Below are 17,222 nucleotides of genomic sequence, written 5' to 3'. Positions count from 1 at the left end.
TTCCGGGCGAAAGTTCTGCCCGGAAATCGAGTGCGAAGGGGCGACGCGGCCCCGTACGGAAGGAATTGTCTGTGGCCTCAGGACGTCGCTACCTGGCGTTGGCAGTGGCAGTGACGGCGTTGTCGCTGACTGCGTGTACGGCCGATCCGCCGCCTCCGGTCGAGAGCACCGAAACCGTCAAGCCCACACCGACTCCGGTCGTTCCGGCGATGAAGCAGGTCACTGTGGCGATCGACGAGGTAGGAGGCGGATTCAACCCGCACCTGCTCGCGGATCAGTCGCCGGTCAACTCCGCAGTCGGCAACCTCGTGTTGCCCAGTGCGTTTCGCCCGATCAATTCGCCGACGCAGCCTGGTGCGACGGAGTGGGCGATCGACGATTCTTTTCTCGTTTCGGCTGAAGTGACGTCAGAGTCTCCGTTCACTATTCGCTACCAACTGCGCAACGAAGCTCAATGGTCGGACGGCGCTCCCATTGCGGCAGAGGACTTTCGCTACCTCTGGCAGCAGATGATCTCGGTTCCCGGTGTGGTCAACCCCGCGGGCTATCAGATGATCGACGACGTGAACTCGTCCGGCGGTGGCAAGACGGTCAACGTCGTGATGCGTGCGCCGTATCCGGCGTGGCGAGAGTTGTTCACCGATATTCTTCCGTCCCACCTGATCAAGGACACTCCCGGCGGTTTCAGCACCGGTTTGAGTGAGGGGATTCCGGTGTCTGGAGCCCACTTTCACGTGCGCTCGGTCGACCGTGGTCGAGACGAAATCGTGCTGGAACGCAACGACCGATTCTGGGGCAAGCCCTCAGATCCGGATCAGATAGTTCTGCGACGCGGAGGAACGGCTTCGCAGTTGGCGGATGCACTGCGTACCGACGACGCTCAAGTGGCGCAAGTTCATTCGGGTAGTGCCACGGATATTCAGCTTTCTGCAATCCCGGGTGTCAGTACGGCATTCTCCTACGTTCCGCGCACTCTCGACATCAACGTCAATGGGCGCAGTAAGAACTTCGCGGACGTTCGGGTGCGTAAAGGTGTTCTGGGACTGCTCGATCCGGACCTGCTCGCCGTAGTGGCGGCCGGGAGTGAATCGGCGTCGGCCCCGGTGAAAGCTCAGATCCTCGCTCCGTCGGATCCGGGATATGCGCCAACCGCGCCGCCGAAACCGACCAGAGATCAGGCGCTGGGCGAGCTGACCGCAGCCGGCTACTTGACAGCACCGCCAACCGGAATCGTCACTGGCACTGGAACGGTCGGATCGATCGTCCGGGACGGCGCTCAGTTGACGCTGCTGATCGGCGCTCCCGAAAACGACGACATCGCGATCGCCGTGGCAAACACCGCTGCCGACGAATTGCGTGACGTGGGGATCCTGGCGACCGTCGAATCGGTGCCGCCGGAGGAGCTCTACGGCGAGGATCTGACCACAGGACGCGTCGACATGATCGTCGGTTGGAGCCGAGCAGGCGCTGACACCGCAACTTCACTGGCCTCCCGGTTCAGTTGCCCTACAGCGCCTTCCGCTCCTGCGACAGGTTCGGCGGTGCCCACACCCACGCCGTCGCAGTCTCCGGAGCCTGTTCGAACGACAAGCGTCGAGGCTCCGAGCAACCTGTCCGGGCTGTGTGATCCGGCGTTGCAAGGTCGGATCGACGAAGCGCTCAGTGGCATCGGGGATCTCGGGTCGTTGATCGCCGATGCGGAACCCAAGCTGTGGGATCTGGCGGCGGTTTTGCCGATCGTGCAGAGCCGAGCGCTGGTTGCAGTCGGGACCGGAGTCGAGGGCGTGGTCCTCGACGGGCCGGTGCAGGTGGGGATATTCGGAAACGCTACGGACTGGGTGAGGGTGGCAAAGTGACCGCGTCGGCAAAGCGACTTCTGTTGGTGCACGCACATCCGGACGACGAAACGATCACCACCGGTGGCACCATCGCGCGTTACGCGTCCGAAGGCGCCGACGTCACGGTCCTCACCTGCACCTTGGGGGAGGAAGGCGAAGTGATCGGTGACGCGTGGGCAGGGCTCGTGGCTGCCGAGGCCGATCAACTCGGGGGTTACCGGATCGCCGAATTGAGCGCTGCTTTGTCGGCTTTGGGCAGTGCCGCTCCTCGCTTCCTCGCCGGTGCCGGTCGGTATCGCGATTCCGGAATGATCGGCACACCTTCGGCCTCCAATCCCCGTGCCTTTGTCAATGCTCGACCCGACGAGGCAGTCGGCGCGGTGGTCGCCGTCATTCGTGAGATTCGGCCGCACGTCGTGATCACGTACGACCCCAACGGAGGCTACGGGCACCCGGATCACATCCAGGCACACGCGATCACGACAGCGGCCGTGGAAGCTGCAGCAACGACCGCATATCCCGGGGCCGGCGAGCCGTGGTCGACTCCGAAGTTCTACTGGACCGTGACCGAGCGCAGCGGACTCGAACGCGGCATCGCTGCGATTTCCGAGTTCCCGGAGAACTGGCGTCTGCCCGAGCCCGGTGAACTGCCGAGCGTCGAGGACGCAGACGTGACGACGGCAATCGATGTTCGAGGCGTCATCGATGCGAAGGCGAGGGCATTGAGCGCCCACGCCACTCAGGTGACGGTAGCCCCGAGTGGAGCCGAGTTCGCGTTGTCGAACAACGTGGTCCAACCGATCCTGACGGTCGAGCATTTCGTATTGGCCGCCGGCACGCTCGGTCCGGTGGGTGAGGACGGTCGCGAGCGCGATCTGTTCGGCGGGCTGCACAGCTGACCTGGGCGTCGGCTCACAGGCATTGCGATCGACGCCGTAGTGGTGTGTGATGCGTGTCACCGGATGGGTGGTCCTTTCGGTAACAGCAAAGCCTGGGGGCTGAAGAAATGTACAACTGGGACCTGCAGAACCAGATCGTCGCCTTCGTCGATTCGTTGCGTCCGATGGCCGGTTACTACCACGACATGTATTACGGATCGCTCTACGCATTTGCAGATCAGCAAAGTCATCTGCTGACGCTGCTCGGGTTCCCGCCGGTTCCCTGATCGACTTCGTGCTTTTCGGGCGCGAGCCGGGGTGCTTGTCGGGAGGGACCCCGCGCTCGCGCGTTGGCCGTCGATAGACCACTATCAAAACCATGATCACGGCCGAGAACAACACAGACGCTTCGACAGAAACGTCGCTGTCGTGGCTCGACCCCATCATCCTCGGTGTCCTGATTTTCGACGGGTTCTTATGCGCGGTGTTGTCCGTCCTGTTCTTGCCGACTCATCTCGGTACGACCGCATTTCCGATCAGCATTCTCGTGGCAGCGACCGCGAACCTCGTATTGGTGATCGCCGCCCGCACGGTTACGACGCCGGGTATGGCCGCATTGCCGCTCGCCGGTTGGATCGTCGGGTTCTTGGTGTGCATGGTCGGCGGTCCGGGCGGCGACGTGCTGGTGCTCTCGTCCCCTCTGACGTTCTTACTGCTGGTCGGCGCAATCGCTCCGGCCGCGGTTTTCCTCTTCAAAGTAGCGATCAACAGGCTTGCCGCCCTCAGTTCGCAATAGTTCTCGGCGCGCGCGTAGGAAAGTGACCCATCCATAAGGGACACTCAGCCTGTGGCTGAAGATGATCTGGCGGGCGCGACTATCGCCTTGACCGCAGAACGGCGTGTCGAAGAATTTGCGACGCTCCTCGAACGTCGAGGGGCGGAGATCGTGCGGACACCGGTGATCCATGTGCTGCCGTTGGTGGACGATCGAGACCTGCGCACTCAGACGTCCGCGTTGATTTCCGATCCACCGGAATTGGTCGTGATCAGCACCGGAATCGGCTTTCGGGGTTGGCTCGACGCCGTCGCGTCGTGGGGTTTGACCGACGAGTTCCTCGGAGCTCTGGCCCGCACGCGCATCATCGCCCGCGGCCCCAAGGCGACGGGCGCCATCCGGGGCGCCGGACTGCGCGAGGAATGGTCGCCTTCGGGTGAGTCGTCCGAGGAAGTTCTGGCGCACCTCGGAAGCGAGGGAGTGGCAGGCTTACGCGTCGCGGTCCAGTTGCACGGCACCATCACCGAATGGGAGCCGTTGACGGACCTGAGCGCCTCCCTCGCCGACATCGGCGCGGTTGTCACCCCGGTGTCGGTCTATCGGTGGATCCGGCCGCCGGATCAGTCGCCAGTCCGCGCGTTGGTCGCTGCAGTTCGTTCCGGTGCAATCGACGCGCTGACCTTCACCAGTGCCCCCGCGGTGTCCTCGATGCTCAGCACGGCAAAAGAGATGGGCGAGCTGGAGCGGTTCGTCGCAGCTATGCGCGGACCGGTACCGACCTACTGCGTCGGACCGGTGACGGCCGCCCCGCTGGAACTCCTCGGTGTTCCGACCATCCAGCCGGAGCGATCGCGTCTCGGTTCGCTGGCGAGGCTCATCATCGACGACCTGCCCAAACGTCGCCACCGCCCGGAGTGACGGCTTCGATCAATGCCCACGCGTTCTCGGCGGGGAGATCGATCACCTCGTAGCTTCCGGTGCCTGCGGGCGTCGCGGCGATGACGGTTGCCACGCCTGCGCGTCGCTGGAAGAACGTCTCGCGCACTGTCCATCCGATGACACCTTCGGATTCGAGGCTGTGACGCTGGCGATCGAGCGAGCCGCTTCGGGTGATCAACCATCCCGGCAGGACTGCGTGGCCGAGGCCGTTGTATCGGTCGTAGGCGAGGGCAGCGCCAGCGATGGCGAGTACGGCGACCCCGAACCACGCGTAGATCGGTACATCCAGACCAGAAGCCGTGCACGCCACGCAGACCAGAAACGCCACAGTCGCGAGAAACAGTGCCCTGGTGTACCGGCGACGCCGCGCGGCTGGCCCGTGCGGGATCAGCGGGGCGGACGCCTGGCGTGAATCACCGATCACGGTAGCCATCACTCGCTCGGCTTCTCTGCGTGGTCCCTGCGGGAGCAGCAGCGAAGATTCCTTCTTCTCGGCGCTGACCCCGGTCATGATGGCGTCGAGCCGCGCGCCGCGGGCCAATCGCAGTAGAAGCGGTTCCTTGAGCGTCGTGCCGCGGAGGCGGGCGCGGTCGAGTGTGGTTTGCCGAGTTTTCAACAGGCCGTGACTGACATGCAGGATGCGGCCGTTGTCGGTGAGTTTCATGTTGCCGAACGCGATCAGGTACTGGACGCAGGCGAGTGCACTCGACAGCACCAGCAGCACGACGAGTGCGATGACGACCATCAGCGCGATGCCGAGGCTCTCGAGTGAGTCGAAGCTGTCGCTTACTGCCGACGATTTCGCGACGGCAGTGCCGATGCCGTATTGGAACGAGATGCCGATGATCGCTGCGATGATGGCGATTCCGGTGAACGAAAAGGGAGCGTAGCGAACCCAACTGGGCTCCCAGTGACCGATCTCGGTGTCGACCGGTTCGGCGCTGTTCTCGACCGGTGTGCCCGGGGTTTCCAGTCGCCGTGCCTGTTGCGCGCCGGCCAACAGTGCGGCACGTAGGTCCGGAACCAGGGCAGTCGAGAGGGCATTGAGTTCGAACTTGTTCGAATCGTGGCCGATCCCGGCGCGCTGGCCGGTCCCGATGCGCACGATCGACAGCCCGAGCAGTCGGTGCATGACCCCGGCCTCGACGTCGACGGATCGGATGCGGCTACGCGGGACGGAGAGCAGCTTTTTCTGGAATACCCCGGTGCGCAGTTGTACGTGAACGGGCCCGATTCGGTACGTGGTGGTGAAGTACCGCAACAGACCGAAGACGACGAGCAGAGTGACGACGCCGAGTCCCCACCAGTGGTTTCCGGATTGGCTGCCGAGAACTACGGAGACGAGCAGGACCGGGAGCAGTTTGACGACTTCGTTGACGGGGTGGACCAGAAGCATGCGGCGGTCGAGGCGGAGCCATGGCTGTTCCTCCTCGGCTGCCTCGGCAGCTGCCGTTTCCGCCTCGACCGGGATTTCGATCGCGGTCGGGTCGCCCAACTGCTTCTCGTTCACGTTGCGTCTCCCACGTTGGTGCCCGCGATCTCCGTCAGTTGGGCCACTGTGCGGTCGGCGATTTCCTGGTCGAGCGCGGAGATCTTCACAGCCCCGGCCGACGACGCCGTAGTGACGGTCACGGTTGCCAGACCCAACATGCGGTCGATCGGTCCGCGTTCGGTGTCCACGGTCTGCACGCGCGATATCGGTGCGATCCGTCGTTCCTGGGTGAACCACCCCGTGCGTGTGTACACCGCAGTGTCACTGATTTCCCATCTGTGTACGCGATACCGCCACGCCGGAACCATCAGAATGTAGGTGGCCGCGAACAGGACGGTGACTGCGAAGACCAGGCCCACCACCCAGGACGGGATTCCGGGTATCAAGACGGCACAGACGATTTCGGCGACGATGACGGGTACCCAGAACAGCGAGGCAGTGATTGCCCACAGCCTCGGGGCTTTGGCGCTGGGTCGCCATAACGGGTCGGCCATGGTCAGCGGTTGCGGGGCAGTCATGGGCACTACTTTGGTCGAGTGAGGGGCGATCTGTCGACATCGGCCCTATCGTGGAGTGTGGCGACTGCGAAGGGAGCACGTGATGACCGAACAAGATGCGACATTCGACCCGGAGGCTCCGGAATCAGATGCGCTCGAACAATCGACACCCGTAGATCCGAACGCCCCCGAAGAACCCGATCTGACCGACATTCCACTCGACGCGCCAGTGGCTGACGTGGTGGATCAACGAGTCGAGGTCGCGGTCGACGACGACTACCGGCCGTCGTGATCGAGGCCGTGTCGGGGCGGTAAGGCCTCCTACTTCTGGCACCGGGTGGCACTAGTCGTCCCACATGGCGCATGATCGCTAGGTGAACCGAACTGGTGATGACTCCGGCAAACCCACCATGCTTCCGATGCCAGGTATTTCCGCGTCCGCCTCGTCCAGTCCGTCGCCCGGCCCGTCAGCGTCGGCGATGCGGCGAGTTCTCCGTCGCGCACGCGATGGAGCGACCTTAAACGTCGACGAGGCGGCAACGCTGCTGCAGGCGCGGGGAACCGATCTGACCGATCTGTGTTCCTCGGCAGCCAAGGTTCGCGATGCGGGTCTGCTGGCAGCGGGTCGGCCGAACACCGTGACGTATTCGCGGAAGGTTTTCATTCCGCTGACCCGTCTGTGCCAGGACAAGTGCCACTACTGCACGTTCGTCACGGTGCCCGGGAAACTGCGTGCCGCTGGGCACGGCATGTTCCTGGAGCCGGACGAGGTTTTGGACATCGCTCGGGCAGGCGCCGAATTGGGCTGCAAGGAAGCGTTGTTCACGCTGGGTGATCGCCCCGAGGCTCGCTGGCCGGAAGCAAAGCAGTGGCTGGACGAACGCGGCTACGACTCCACCCTCGACTACGTGCGGGCGATGTCGATCCGGGTACTCGAGGAGACCGGACTGCTCCCGCACCTCAATCCCGGTGTGATGAGCTGGCAGGAACTCTCGCGGCTCAAGCCCGTTGCTCCGTCGATGGGCATGATGCTCGAGACGACCGCAACCCGCCTGTTCACCGACAAGGGCGAATGCCACTACGGCAGCCCGGACAAGGACCCGGCGGTTCGGCTACGCACCCTGACCGACGCAGGCCGACTGAACATCCCGTTCACCACGGGAATTCTTGTGGGCATCGGGGAGAACTTCCTCGAGCGTGCCGAATCGATCATGGCGATACGCAAGTCGCAGAAGGCGTTCGGGCACATCCAGGAAGTGATCATCCAGAACTTCCTGGCCAAACCTGATACCGCGATGCGCGATACCCCTGATGCAGGACTCGACGAGTTTCTCGCGGCCATCGCCGTCGCACGCCTGCTGCTCGGGCCGACGATGCGGATTCAGAGTCCGCCGAATCTCGTCTCGAACAGCGAGTGCCTCGCGCTGCTCGGCGCCGGTGTGGACGACTGGGGCGGGGTATCACCGTTGACCCCCGATCACGTCAACCCGGAGCGTCCGTGGCCGAATCTCGAGACCTTGGCGGAGATCAGCACCGAAGGCGGCTTCACCCTGACCGAACGGACTGCGGCTCAGCCGGCATATGTCCTGGCCGGGGCTCCGTGGATCGATCCGCGCATTGCGGGCCACGTGCAGGCACTGGCGGACCCCAAAACCGGCCTCGCCCGGCCCGACACCAAGCCTGTGGGTCGACCGTGGCAGGAACCGGACGAGTCGTGGGAATCGAGCGGACGCGTCGATCTCAATACCGAGATCGACACGGACGGGCGCAACACCGAGACCCGCAGTGACCTGGGCAGTGCATTCGGCGACTGGGAGACCGTGCGCGAACAGGTCCTCGAGCTGAGTGCTCCGATTCGCGTCGACACCGATCTGCTGGCTGCGCTGCGCAGTGCCGAACGCGACCCGGCCGGATGCTCCGACGACGAGTACCTGGCCCTTGCCACGGCGGAGGGGCCGGGCCTGGAAGCTGTTGTGGCACTGGCGGATGCGCTACGCAAGGATGCCGTCGGCGAGGACGTCACCTACGTGGTGAACCGAAACATCAACTTCACCAACATTTGCTACACGGGCTGCCGGTTCTGTGCATTCGCGCAGCGCAAGGGCGACGCCGACGCGTTCACGCTGTCGGCAGAGCAGGTCGCCGACCGTGCGTGGGAAGCGCACGTCGCCGGCGCGACCGAGGTGTGCATGCAGGGCGGTATCGATCCGGAACTTCCCGTCACCGGTTACGCCGACCTGGTCCGGGCCGTCAAGAAGCGCGTGCCGTCGATGCACGTCCACGCGTTCTCGCCGATGGAGATCGTCAACGGTGCATCGCGCAGCGGTGAAAGCATCAGGGATTGGCTGACCGCTCTGCGTGAGGCGGGCCTGGACACCATTCCCGGTACGGCAGCGGAGATCCTCGACGACGAGGTGCGCTGGATCCTCACCAAGGGCAAACTACCGACGGCGGAGTGGATCGAAGTGGTCACCACGGCCCACGAGGTGGGACTGCGGTCGAGTTCGACGATGATGTACGGGCATGTCGATCAGCCGCACCACTGGGTCGGGCACCTGAACGTTCTTCGCGGAATCCAGGACCGTACAGGAGGATTCACGGAGTTCGTGCTGCTGCCGTTCGTTCACCAGAGCGCGCCGCTGTACCTGGCGGGCGCTTCACGGCCAGGGCCGACCAACCGGGACAACCGCGCTGCGCATGCACTGGCACGCATCATGCTGCACGGTCGTATCCCCAACATCCAGACCAGCTGGGTCAAGCTCGGGATCACCGGAACGCAGATGATGCTCAACGGCGGAGCCAACGACCTCGGCGGAACGCTGATGGAGGAGACGATCTCGCGGATGGCAGGCTCCGAACACGGCTCCGAGAAGACCGTCGCAGAACTGCGCGCCATCGCCGAGGGAATCGGACGCCCGGCGCGCGAACGAACCACCACACATGCACGACGCGAAGGAGCGATTGCCTGATGGCCGATGTTCTGGGGGACCGCAAGGTCGTCGAGGTTCTCGATCGAGCGGTGTGGGGGATCAACCCGGTTCTCGATCTCGCCTACAGCGATCCGCTCGGTATCAAGCGTCGGACCTTCGAGCCGACCGATCCCGAGCGAAATGCCGCAGCGATGGTGTTGGACGCGGCGGCCTGGGTCCTCGACGTCGTCAAGTTCCCCGGGACGGCGGCGTGGTCGGTGATGACCGACGAGCAGCGCTCGAAGTGGTGGACGACCCGGTTGGGTGCACTCAACACCGTCGCCGTCGCGTTCCCCGGCATCTTCGGCGTCCTCCTCAATCGGCTGCCGATCCAGGACCTCTTGGCATTCGCGAATCAGGCCGTTGTGCTCGTTGCGGTTGCCCGTGAACACGGAGTGACGGAGCGGGATCAGCAGGTGGACCTCCTGGCGTCGGTGCTGTGCCGGCGTGAGACCAAGTCCCGAGATCTGCTCGCCGGTGAGGATTTCGCCGAAAAGTCGGTCAGCGGTGCCGACGAGACCTGGCGCCCGTTCGCGCTCATCGGCACCTTGTGGCGCACGTCCAAGACTTTTCGTGCCATCACGGACGAGCTGCACAAGCGGCCGTCGCGGACAAAACCGTACGAGATTTTCGGCAAGATTCCGGTGGTCGGCGTCGTGGCGGATTATCTCGGTGAGCGCGGCGCTTTGGTCCGCGCGGCTGCCGCGGGGGAGAAGTGGATCGCGATTCGGTCGAGGAACATCACCGCAGTAGGCTGAAATGTGTTACCCCCGCCTGCTCAGAGTCGGTTGGCAGGGGGATAATAGGCTGTTCCCGCGGTACGTGAGAGTCGTATCGGATTTTCGGCCCCTTGCAACTGCGTGTTGCGGCGGCGATGCACGACAGGAAGGCAGGGAGATCGGCAGTGACCTACACGATTGCTGAACCGTGTGTAGATGTGATGGACAAGGCGTGCATCGAAGAATGCCCTGTCGACTGCATCTACGAGGGTGGACGCATGCTTTACATCCACCCCGACGAGTGTGTCGACTGCGGCGCGTGTGAGCCTGTCTGTCCCGTCGAAGCCATCTTCTACGAAGACGACGTCCCGGACCAGTGGAACGCGTACATCAGCACCAACGTCGATTTCTTCGACGATCTCGGTTCGCCGGGTGGAGCGGCCAAGCTCGGCAAGGTCGACTACGACACGCCGTTCATCAAGGCGCTGCCTCCCATGGGTGAGGAATAGAGATCTTGTCTCGTACTCCGGTGGCCGCTGGGCTTCCTGATTTTCCGTGGGATTCGCTCGCCGACGTCACGGCGAAGGCGCACTCTCATCCCGACGGCATCGTGAACCTGTCCGTGGGAACGCCGGTTGATCCCGTTGATCCGGTGATCCAGGAGGCTTTGTCTTCTGTTGCCGAGATACCCGGATATCCGACGACGCACGGCACGCTCGCACTTCGCGAGGCCGTAGCGGAGTCACTCGATCGCCGTTACAACATTCCCGACGTCGATCCGGCAGCGGTCCTGCCGGCCATCGGTACCAAGGAAATGATCGCGTGGCTGCCGACATTGCTCGGTCTCGGAGCCGACGATCTGGTGGTCATTCCGGAGTTGGCATACCCGACGTACGAGGTTGCGGCGAAGCTGGCAGGCGCTCGCGTCCTGCGCGCCGACGGCTTGAACAAGCTCGGTCCCGAGTCGGCGGCGATGATCTTCGTGAACTCGCCGTCGAACCCCACCGGCAAAGTGCTCGGCCTCGAGCACTTGCAGAAGGTGGTGGCCTGGGCGCGCGAGCGCGGCGCGATCGTCGTCTCCGACGAGTGCTACCTCGGATTGACGTGGGAAGCGGATGCACTCTCCATTCTCGATCCCCGTGTCAACGACGGCGATCTGACCGGTTTGCTTGCGGTCCACTCGCTTTCGAAGACGTCCAATCTCGCGAGCTATCGCGCGGGGTTCGTCACCGGTGATCCGGCTTTGGTGTCGGAACTGCTCGAGGTGCGTAAGCACGCGGGCATGATCCTGCCGCTGCCGATCCAGGCGGCGATGACCGCAGCTTTGGGCGACGACCAACACGAGAACATCCAGCGCGAGCGGTACCGCGAGCGTCGCAGCGTGTTGATCGAAGCTGTTCGAGGCGCCGGATTCACCGTCGACAATTCCGAGGCGGGTCTGTACCTCTGGGCGACGCGCGGCGAGGAATGTCGAGCGACGGTCAGTTGGTTCGCCGATCGTGGGATCCTCGTTGCCCCCGGTGAGTTCTACGGTCCGAGCGGGGGCAAGCATGTGCGGATCGCGCTCACTGCAACAGACGAACGAATCTCCGCGGCAGCAAAGCGCCTCTCCGCCTGAACCGTGTGCTTTCCCGGGTGTCAGGTTCCCTGATGTCGGTATCGGTCCGATGTAAGGTCGCGCTGTGACCACCTCAGGGACCGGCGGCTTGGACGCGGTACTGATTTTTGCTGTCGTTGTCGCCTCGGTTGCACTGATGCTCGTGTGGTTGAAAAGTCGTCGAGTTTTCGGAGAATTCCCACTCTCGGCAGCTCTCCTCTGGCTGATGGTTGCAGTGCCGTCCATCCTGCAGGCGCTGATACCAGGACTACTCGAGATGTTTCGTCGTGATCCCGCATTGATTCGCGACGGTCAATGGTGGCGCATTCTGACCTCCGTGCTCGTCCAGGACGGAGGGGTCGCAGGAGCCGTCACCAATCTCGTGACGCTGGCCGTGGTTGCACCGCCTGCGTTTCGGCTCTGGGGCGCCGCACGTGGGTGGGCTCTGTTCCTGTTCGGTCAACTGTTGTTCGGTTTGCTCACCACCGCAGTCTTTCCGTCGACCGGCGCAGGTAACTCCGGTGCCACACTTGCTCTGGCAGCGGCGGCCGCGGGGATCGGTGTTCTGGTGCGCCCGCGAATGCCTGAGATTGTTCTGACGGCCGTGATTGTCGTCGGCGGCGCAACCCTGGTGACGGTTGACGATGCGCACGGATTCGCCGTTCTTTCCGGGGCGCTTTTGGGGGCGGCGCTGGTGACGCTGTTCCCTCCGCACTCGATAGACGCGCGTCGGGCGGGAGAAAGTTTGCGACCATCGGCCCTGTGAGATGCTGTCGTGGTGCTGCTGAGATCACTGAACCCCCTTGCTGTCGCCCGCGGTGACGACCTCGACGACGCCATGACGATCGGTGACACGGTTCTCTCGCGGAGTGCCATTCTCGGTGCCGCGACCTCGGTCGCGGAACGAGTGGCGCAGGCCGATCGGGTTGCCGTATTGGCAACTCCCACAGCAAAAACGATCCTCGCCGTCGTCGGGGCCTTGATTGCCGGTGTCACCGTTGTGCCGGTACCGCCGGACTCGGGGAAGGCTGAGCGGGAGCACATTCTGCGTGACTCCGGGGCCCAGGCGTGGCTCGGTGAAACGGACGACCACTGCGACACTCTGCCGGTAGTTCCCGTCCGGTTGCACGCTCGCTCGTGGCACAGCTATCCCGAACCGGCACCGCAGTCCACAGCATTCGTCCTGTACACGTCCGGAACCACTGGCCCACCGAAGGGCGTTCTGCTCAGTCGCTCGGCCATCGCAGCCGGGATCGACGCGCTCGCCGAGGCCTGGGACTGGACGTGGCGAGACACGCTCGTGCACGGGCTTCCGCTCTTCCACGTGCACGGACTGATCCTCGGAATCCTCGGCCCCCTCCGGATCGGCAGCCGGGTGATCCACACCGTCAAGCCGACGCCGGAAAACTACGCCCGGGCGAAAGGCTCCCTCTACTTCGGTGTTCCCACCGTCTGGTCGCGTATCGCCGAAAACGAAGAAGCTGCGCGCGCGTTGTCCGGTGCCCGACTTCTGGTTTCCGGTAGTGCGCCGCTTCCTGTGCCTGTCTTCGAAAAGCTACGGGACCGAACAGGATTGACGCCCATCGAGCGTTACGGCATGAGTGAGACGATGCTGACTTTGAGCACACGTTTCGACGGCGAGCGACGCCCAGGGTGGGTCGGCGTGCCGCTGCGCGGAGTCGAGACTCGTCTTCGTGACGAGAAGGGCAACGACGTGCCACACGACGGCGAGAGTATCGGCGGTCTACAGGTACGTGGGCCGATGCTTTTCGACGGCTACTTGAACCGTCCAGACGCAACCGCCGAGTCCTGGACGGAGGACGGCTACTTCAAGACCGGTGATGTCGCCGTCATCGACGAGGGTGGGTTCCACCGAATCGTCGGCCGCGAATCCATCGACTTGATCAAAACCGGTGGATTCAGAGTCGGCGCCGGCGAGATCGAGACCGCCATCCTCGGGCACCCTTCGGTGTCCGAAGTTGCGGTGATCGGTGTCCCCGACGCCGATCTGGGTCAGCGGATCATCGCCGTCGTAGTCCGTAAGCCCGGGAGCCCCGAGGTCACCGAAGCTGAATTGGTCGAGTTGGTCGGGGCTGAGTTGTCGGCGCACAAGCGTCCCCGTGAGGTTCGCTTCGCCGAGACTCTGCCGCGTAACGCGATGGGCAAGGTCCAGAAGCGCGAGCTCTTCTGAGCAGAGCGGTTTGCTGAAAAGTCGCTGTGACGCTTGAAGGTTCGTGACTTCGGTCGGACTGTCCCGGAATATGGGCTCGTCGGTTCTCCGACGATTCAGCGCTAGTTGGAATTTCTGTGTTCTTGGCTACACTACCGCCCGGTAGGGATAGCTCCAGTCGCACGCATGCCGTCGGTATGTCCTAGTGCGAGTGGCCTCGGAAGGGCAGATTTCATGGCGGGCGGACGGCATTCGAGTCCTGACAGCGGGCGATCGATCGGGTTCTACGCAGTGGGTGGGTTGGTTGCCGTCGCGGTAGTCGCTACCGGGGTGGTGGTCTTCAAGGCAACACAGTCCGATTCCTGCGAGAGCGTCGACGAGTACTCGCTGGCAGCAGATCCTGCGATCGCGCCTGCAGTCACGGAGATCCTCGCAGAATCGTCGCCGGAGCAGACAGGCTGTTCACGGATCACGGTCACCTCTGCGTTGCCAGGCGACGTAGCGGGAACCTTGGGCAAGGGCGTGGACGCACCGGACATGTGGATACCGGATTCGACAGCGTGGGTCGGCAAAGCTGCACTGACGGCCAAGGGACCGGTCGCTGCCGCCGGTGGTTCGATCGCCACCTCGCCTGTCGTCCTCGCCTCCGGCGGTGGCGAGCAGTTTGCCAGTTGGCTCACGGCGCTTCAGGTTCCCGATCTCGCGCTGGGCAATCCGTTGTTCACCGGGGTTGCGTCGGCGCCCATTCTCGGAGCCCTCGCGGAGACCGGGGCCACCTCCGAATCGGTTCGAGCGGCCCTGGTACCCCATGCCCAAGCAGAGAGCGTTCGTACCGAAGATCAGCCGGTAGGGCAGAAGATGCTCACCGAATTGGTCAGCTCCGGGAAGGTCGGTGTTTCGACCGAGCAGCAGGTAGTCGAGTTCACGAAAGCCGAGTCGAAGATTTCCGCGACAGTACCGGCGACTGGAACCATGATCATGGATTACCCCCTGGTGGTCAGTGCCTCGGCGCCGGATCGGCACTACGCGGCAGCGAAGAAGAGTGACGCCATCGCTGAGCTGTTGCACAGTGAATCTGCTCAGGAAGTGCTGACACGCAGCGGTTTCCGTACTTCCGGCGGTGGAGCTGTCGAAGGTGGAGTTGGTGACGTGACGGCCTTGACGGTCTCCGAACAGTCGGTGGCCGATCAAACGCTGGGCGCTTGGGCTCTGATGGCCAAGCCGATCCGGACACTCGTTGCGATCGACGTGTCTGCGTCGATGGACTACCCGGCAGCAGGCGGCAAGACGCGCATGCAGTTGACCACTGCTGCCGCTCTCGCCGGCAATCAGGTCTTCCCGGACAGTGTCGCTGCCGGTCTCTGGGCGTTCTCCCAAGGTATGAACGGAACCCAGGACTTTCAGGAATTAGTGCCGATCAGGCGCTACGACACCATCGTCGACGGCATGACTCAGCGAAAGTTGATGGCTGATCAGGCGAACCGTCTCACCGAACTCAAGCGTGGCGCCACCGGTTTGTATGACACGACTCTGGCCGCCTTCCGTAAGGTGCAGGAATCGTACGATCCGCGAGCGGTCAACAGCGTCATCATCTTGACCGACGGTGCCAACGAAGATCCCGACAGCATCAGCCGTGAACAGCTGCTCGATGTTCTTGCACGCGAGCAGGATCCGGCGCGTCCGGTCATCATCGTCACCATCGGCATCACCGATGACGCCGATGCGGCGGCACTCGCCGATATCTCCCGCGTGACGGGCGGTTCGACGTACATCGCTCGAGACCCCTCGGAGATTTCCGAGGTGTTTGTGAACGCACTGGCTCACCGAGGATCGTGAGCCACGCCGAGGACCTCAGGCCGCGTCGGGACCGGCCCAGGGCGTCGGAAGTGGCGGAGCCTCAGACGAATATCGGTGCCCGGTAGGTGTCGTCGTGGTGAAGGTGTGCCGGGTACCTGGTACAGGTTCGGCAGACCAGTCCGAGCCCTGTTTCGCGTAGTTGCATGCCGCGCACAACCCGGCACCGTTGGCTGCGCTGGTGAGGCCACCCCTCGAGTGATCGCGAATGTGGTCGCGGTGGCGAACCGGCGCGTCGCACCACGGAGTGCGGCAGCTTCGATCCCGGAGTTCGATCAATCGTGCCAACCCCTTCGGGAAGGTTCTCGCGGTGGATTCCATTGCGGTCAGTGCGCCCGTATCGGGGCGTGCGTAGAGCTTTCGAACCGTTGTCATGGTTTCGGAGTCCTCGCCGGACAAGGTGATCCATTCACGTGCGATGGCTGCTGGAACAGGTCCGTACCCGTGGACGTGGGCAGGGTCGGAACCGTCGCCGAGTAGCGACTGGTCGGAGACAATCAGATTCACCGTGACGGGTGTCGGTGTGGCGCGGCCGATTCCGGTGACCCGCTCCACCAGGAGATCAGCCATGATCTGAGCTCGCGTGCGCTCGTCCCCGCCGGCAAGTACGGAATCTGCATCGCGGCCGAGCGTGGCATATACGACGGTACCCGCGGCAGCGGGAAGTAGGACATTGAGCCAGCACATCGTGTCGGGCGCAGGCCGAGACGTCACACGTCTGTCTCGTACGGCTTTGCGTGCTCGTCTCGCAACACTGTCGGCGTCTATTTCGGCAGTGCGTGCGCGGATTCTTTCTGTCAGTTGGTGGGTGCCACATCCGTCCAAGATCGCAGCGTCGCAGCAGAACTCGCGATCCAATGCAGCGCGATCCTGGACTGTGAGACACGCAGTTTCACGCATGAGAATTGTCGCTTGATGCTCACTGATGGAGCCACGGACGAGTAGTCGAAGTGTGTGTGGCATCTCGTCGTTCAGTGCGCGGGCCAGGTTGAGATGCTGAGTTCCGAACCATGCCGACTCTCGCCGTGCGAGGGCAATCTGCGCGTTGATTCCACGGCCCTGGTACGAGCGCGGAACTCCCCGTTCGCCGCGGTCCTTGCGGGTTACCGTGTCGAGATCGGCAGCCAGCAATGCCTGGGCCCCAGCGCAACTGGCCTTCAGCTCTTCCAGTGCGCGTAGTAGATCCACGCGAGCTGCGTTGTCGATGGAACGATCCATGCTGACGAGTGACGCTCGGAATTGTCCGATCGTCTCTTCGGATATCGTCTGTTTGGAAATCGCCTGTTCAGATACTTTCGTCGTCACTTTTACCCCCCGGTAGTGTCGAACATGCATTCGATACTAGCGCCGACAGTGAACGCACGCAACGGCTTTCTCTGTTGGCGTCCGAAAGTTCCGACAGTTCGGTTTTCATGGTTGACTGGTCCTCATGATCGAGTTGAGGGGATTGACCAAGGTTTACGGACCGACGAAAGCGGTGGACGATTTGTCGTT

At 63.4% G+C, this 17,222-nt stretch carries 16 protein-coding genes; 13 read left to right on the top strand and 3 right to left on the bottom strand.

Going from position 1 to position 17,222, the window contains the following annotated elements; all coding sequences use genetic code 11:
- Positions 1-71: 71 nt before the first annotated feature.
- The 5 genes from H7C86_RS00080 (at position 72) to H7C86_RS00060 (ending at position 4,409) form a co-directional block, all read left to right on the top strand.
- Positions 72-1,856 (top strand): ABC transporter family substrate-binding protein, encoded by a 1,785-nt coding sequence (locus tag H7C86_RS00080; protein ID WP_182260894.1) that lies wholly within the window; start codon positions 72-74, stop codon positions 1,854-1,856.
- Positions 1,853-2,737: an N-acetyl-1-D-myo-inositol-2-amino-2-deoxy-alpha-D-glucopyranoside deacetylase gene (mshB, locus tag H7C86_RS00075; protein ID WP_182260893.1), complete on the top strand. Its 885-nt coding sequence runs from the start codon at positions 1,853-1,855 to the stop codon at positions 2,735-2,737. Before H7C86_RS00080 ends, mshB begins: the two co-directional genes overlap by 4 nt.
- Positions 2,738-2,844: 107 nt before the next feature.
- On the top strand, positions 2,845-3,003 hold the full coding sequence (locus H7C86_RS00070; RefSeq protein ID WP_019744522.1) for a hypothetical protein: 159 nt from the start codon (positions 2,845-2,847) through the stop codon (positions 3,001-3,003).
- 92 nt (positions 3,004-3,095) lie between these two features.
- Positions 3,096-3,512 carry a hypothetical protein gene (locus H7C86_RS00065; RefSeq protein ID WP_070795987.1) on the top strand — a complete coding sequence of 139 codons (417 nt, stop codon included), beginning with the start codon at positions 3,096-3,098 and terminating at the stop codon, positions 3,510-3,512.
- A 51-nt stretch (positions 3,513-3,563) separates the two neighbouring features.
- Positions 3,564-4,409, top strand: a complete 846-nt coding sequence (locus tag H7C86_RS00060; RefSeq protein WP_020970223.1) for a uroporphyrinogen-III synthase — start codon at positions 3,564-3,566, stop codon at positions 4,407-4,409.
- On the opposite strand, the gene H7C86_RS00055 is transcribed toward H7C86_RS00060, so the two are convergent.
- Both H7C86_RS00055 and H7C86_RS00050 read right to left on the bottom strand, forming a co-directional pair.
- Entirely contained in the window at positions 4,369-5,940 is a 1,572-nt protein-coding gene (locus tag H7C86_RS00055; RefSeq protein ID WP_259348989.1) for a PH domain-containing protein, read from the bottom strand. The two genes, H7C86_RS00060 and H7C86_RS00055, sit on opposite strands and share 41 nt — an antisense overlap.
- Positions 5,937-6,440, bottom strand: coding sequence for a PH domain-containing protein (locus H7C86_RS00050; RefSeq protein WP_020970221.1), 504 nt, complete (start codon positions 6,438-6,440; stop codon positions 5,937-5,939). The genes H7C86_RS00055 and H7C86_RS00050 overlap by 4 nt, the downstream gene beginning before the upstream one ends.
- A gap of 82 nt (positions 6,441-6,522) precedes the next feature.
- Between H7C86_RS00050 and H7C86_RS00045 the strand changes: the two genes are divergently transcribed.
- The 8 genes from H7C86_RS00045 (at position 6,523) to H7C86_RS00010 (ending at position 15,710) form a co-directional block, all read left to right on the top strand.
- A complete protein-coding gene (locus H7C86_RS00045) occupies positions 6,523-6,711 on the top strand; it encodes a hypothetical protein (RefSeq protein ID WP_003945217.1) in 189 nt (62 codons plus the stop codon).
- Positions 6,712-6,829: 118 nt separating this feature from the next.
- A complete protein-coding gene (locus H7C86_RS00040) occupies positions 6,830-9,388 on the top strand; it encodes a bifunctional FO biosynthesis protein CofGH (RefSeq protein WP_046378911.1) in 2,559 nt (852 codons plus the stop codon).
- Entirely contained in the window at positions 9,388-10,146 is a 759-nt protein-coding gene (locus tag H7C86_RS00035; protein WP_020908480.1) for a hypothetical protein, read from the top strand. The genes H7C86_RS00040 and H7C86_RS00035 overlap by 1 nt, the downstream gene beginning before the upstream one ends.
- A gap of 146 nt (positions 10,147-10,292) precedes the next feature.
- Entirely contained in the window at positions 10,293-10,616 is a 324-nt protein-coding gene (fdxA, locus tag H7C86_RS00030; protein WP_003945248.1) for a ferredoxin, read from the top strand.
- Positions 10,617-10,621: 5 nt separating this feature from the next.
- The gene (gene dapC, locus H7C86_RS00025; RefSeq protein WP_182260892.1) at positions 10,622-11,725 is read left to right on the top strand and encodes a succinyldiaminopimelate transaminase; all 1,104 of its coding nucleotides are present in this window, start codon (positions 10,622-10,624) and stop codon (positions 11,723-11,725) included.
- A gap of 64 nt (positions 11,726-11,789) precedes the next feature.
- The gene (locus tag H7C86_RS00020) at positions 11,790-12,470 is read left to right on the top strand and encodes a rhomboid family intramembrane serine protease (RefSeq protein WP_182260891.1); all 681 of its coding nucleotides are present in this window, start codon (positions 11,790-11,792) and stop codon (positions 12,468-12,470) included.
- Between the two features lie 12 nt (positions 12,471-12,482).
- Positions 12,483-13,895 (top strand): acyl-CoA synthetase, encoded by a 1,413-nt coding sequence (locus H7C86_RS00015; RefSeq protein ID WP_182261048.1) that lies wholly within the window; start codon positions 12,483-12,485, stop codon positions 13,893-13,895.
- Between the two features lie 213 nt (positions 13,896-14,108).
- On the top strand, positions 14,109-15,710 hold the full coding sequence (locus tag H7C86_RS00010) for a substrate-binding and VWA domain-containing protein (protein ID WP_031333674.1): 1,602 nt from the start codon (positions 14,109-14,111) through the stop codon (positions 15,708-15,710).
- 15 nt (positions 15,711-15,725) lie between these two features.
- Here the strand turns inward: H7C86_RS00010 and H7C86_RS00005 are convergent, their stop codons facing one another.
- The gene (locus tag H7C86_RS00005; RefSeq protein WP_259348988.1) at positions 15,726-16,946 is read right to left on the bottom strand and encodes an HNH endonuclease signature motif containing protein; all 1,221 of its coding nucleotides are present in this window, start codon (positions 16,944-16,946) and stop codon (positions 15,726-15,728) included.
- Positions 16,947-17,222: the final 276 nt, after the last annotated feature.

It is taken from the genome of Rhodococcus sp. UFZ-B548, assembly GCF_903819475.1.
Lineage (GTDB): Bacteria > Actinomycetota > Actinomycetes > Mycobacteriales > Mycobacteriaceae > Rhodococcus_F > Rhodococcus_F erythropolis.
Note: the sequence above shows the minus strand (reverse complement) of the source record. Positions and strands in the feature narration are given on the sequence as shown.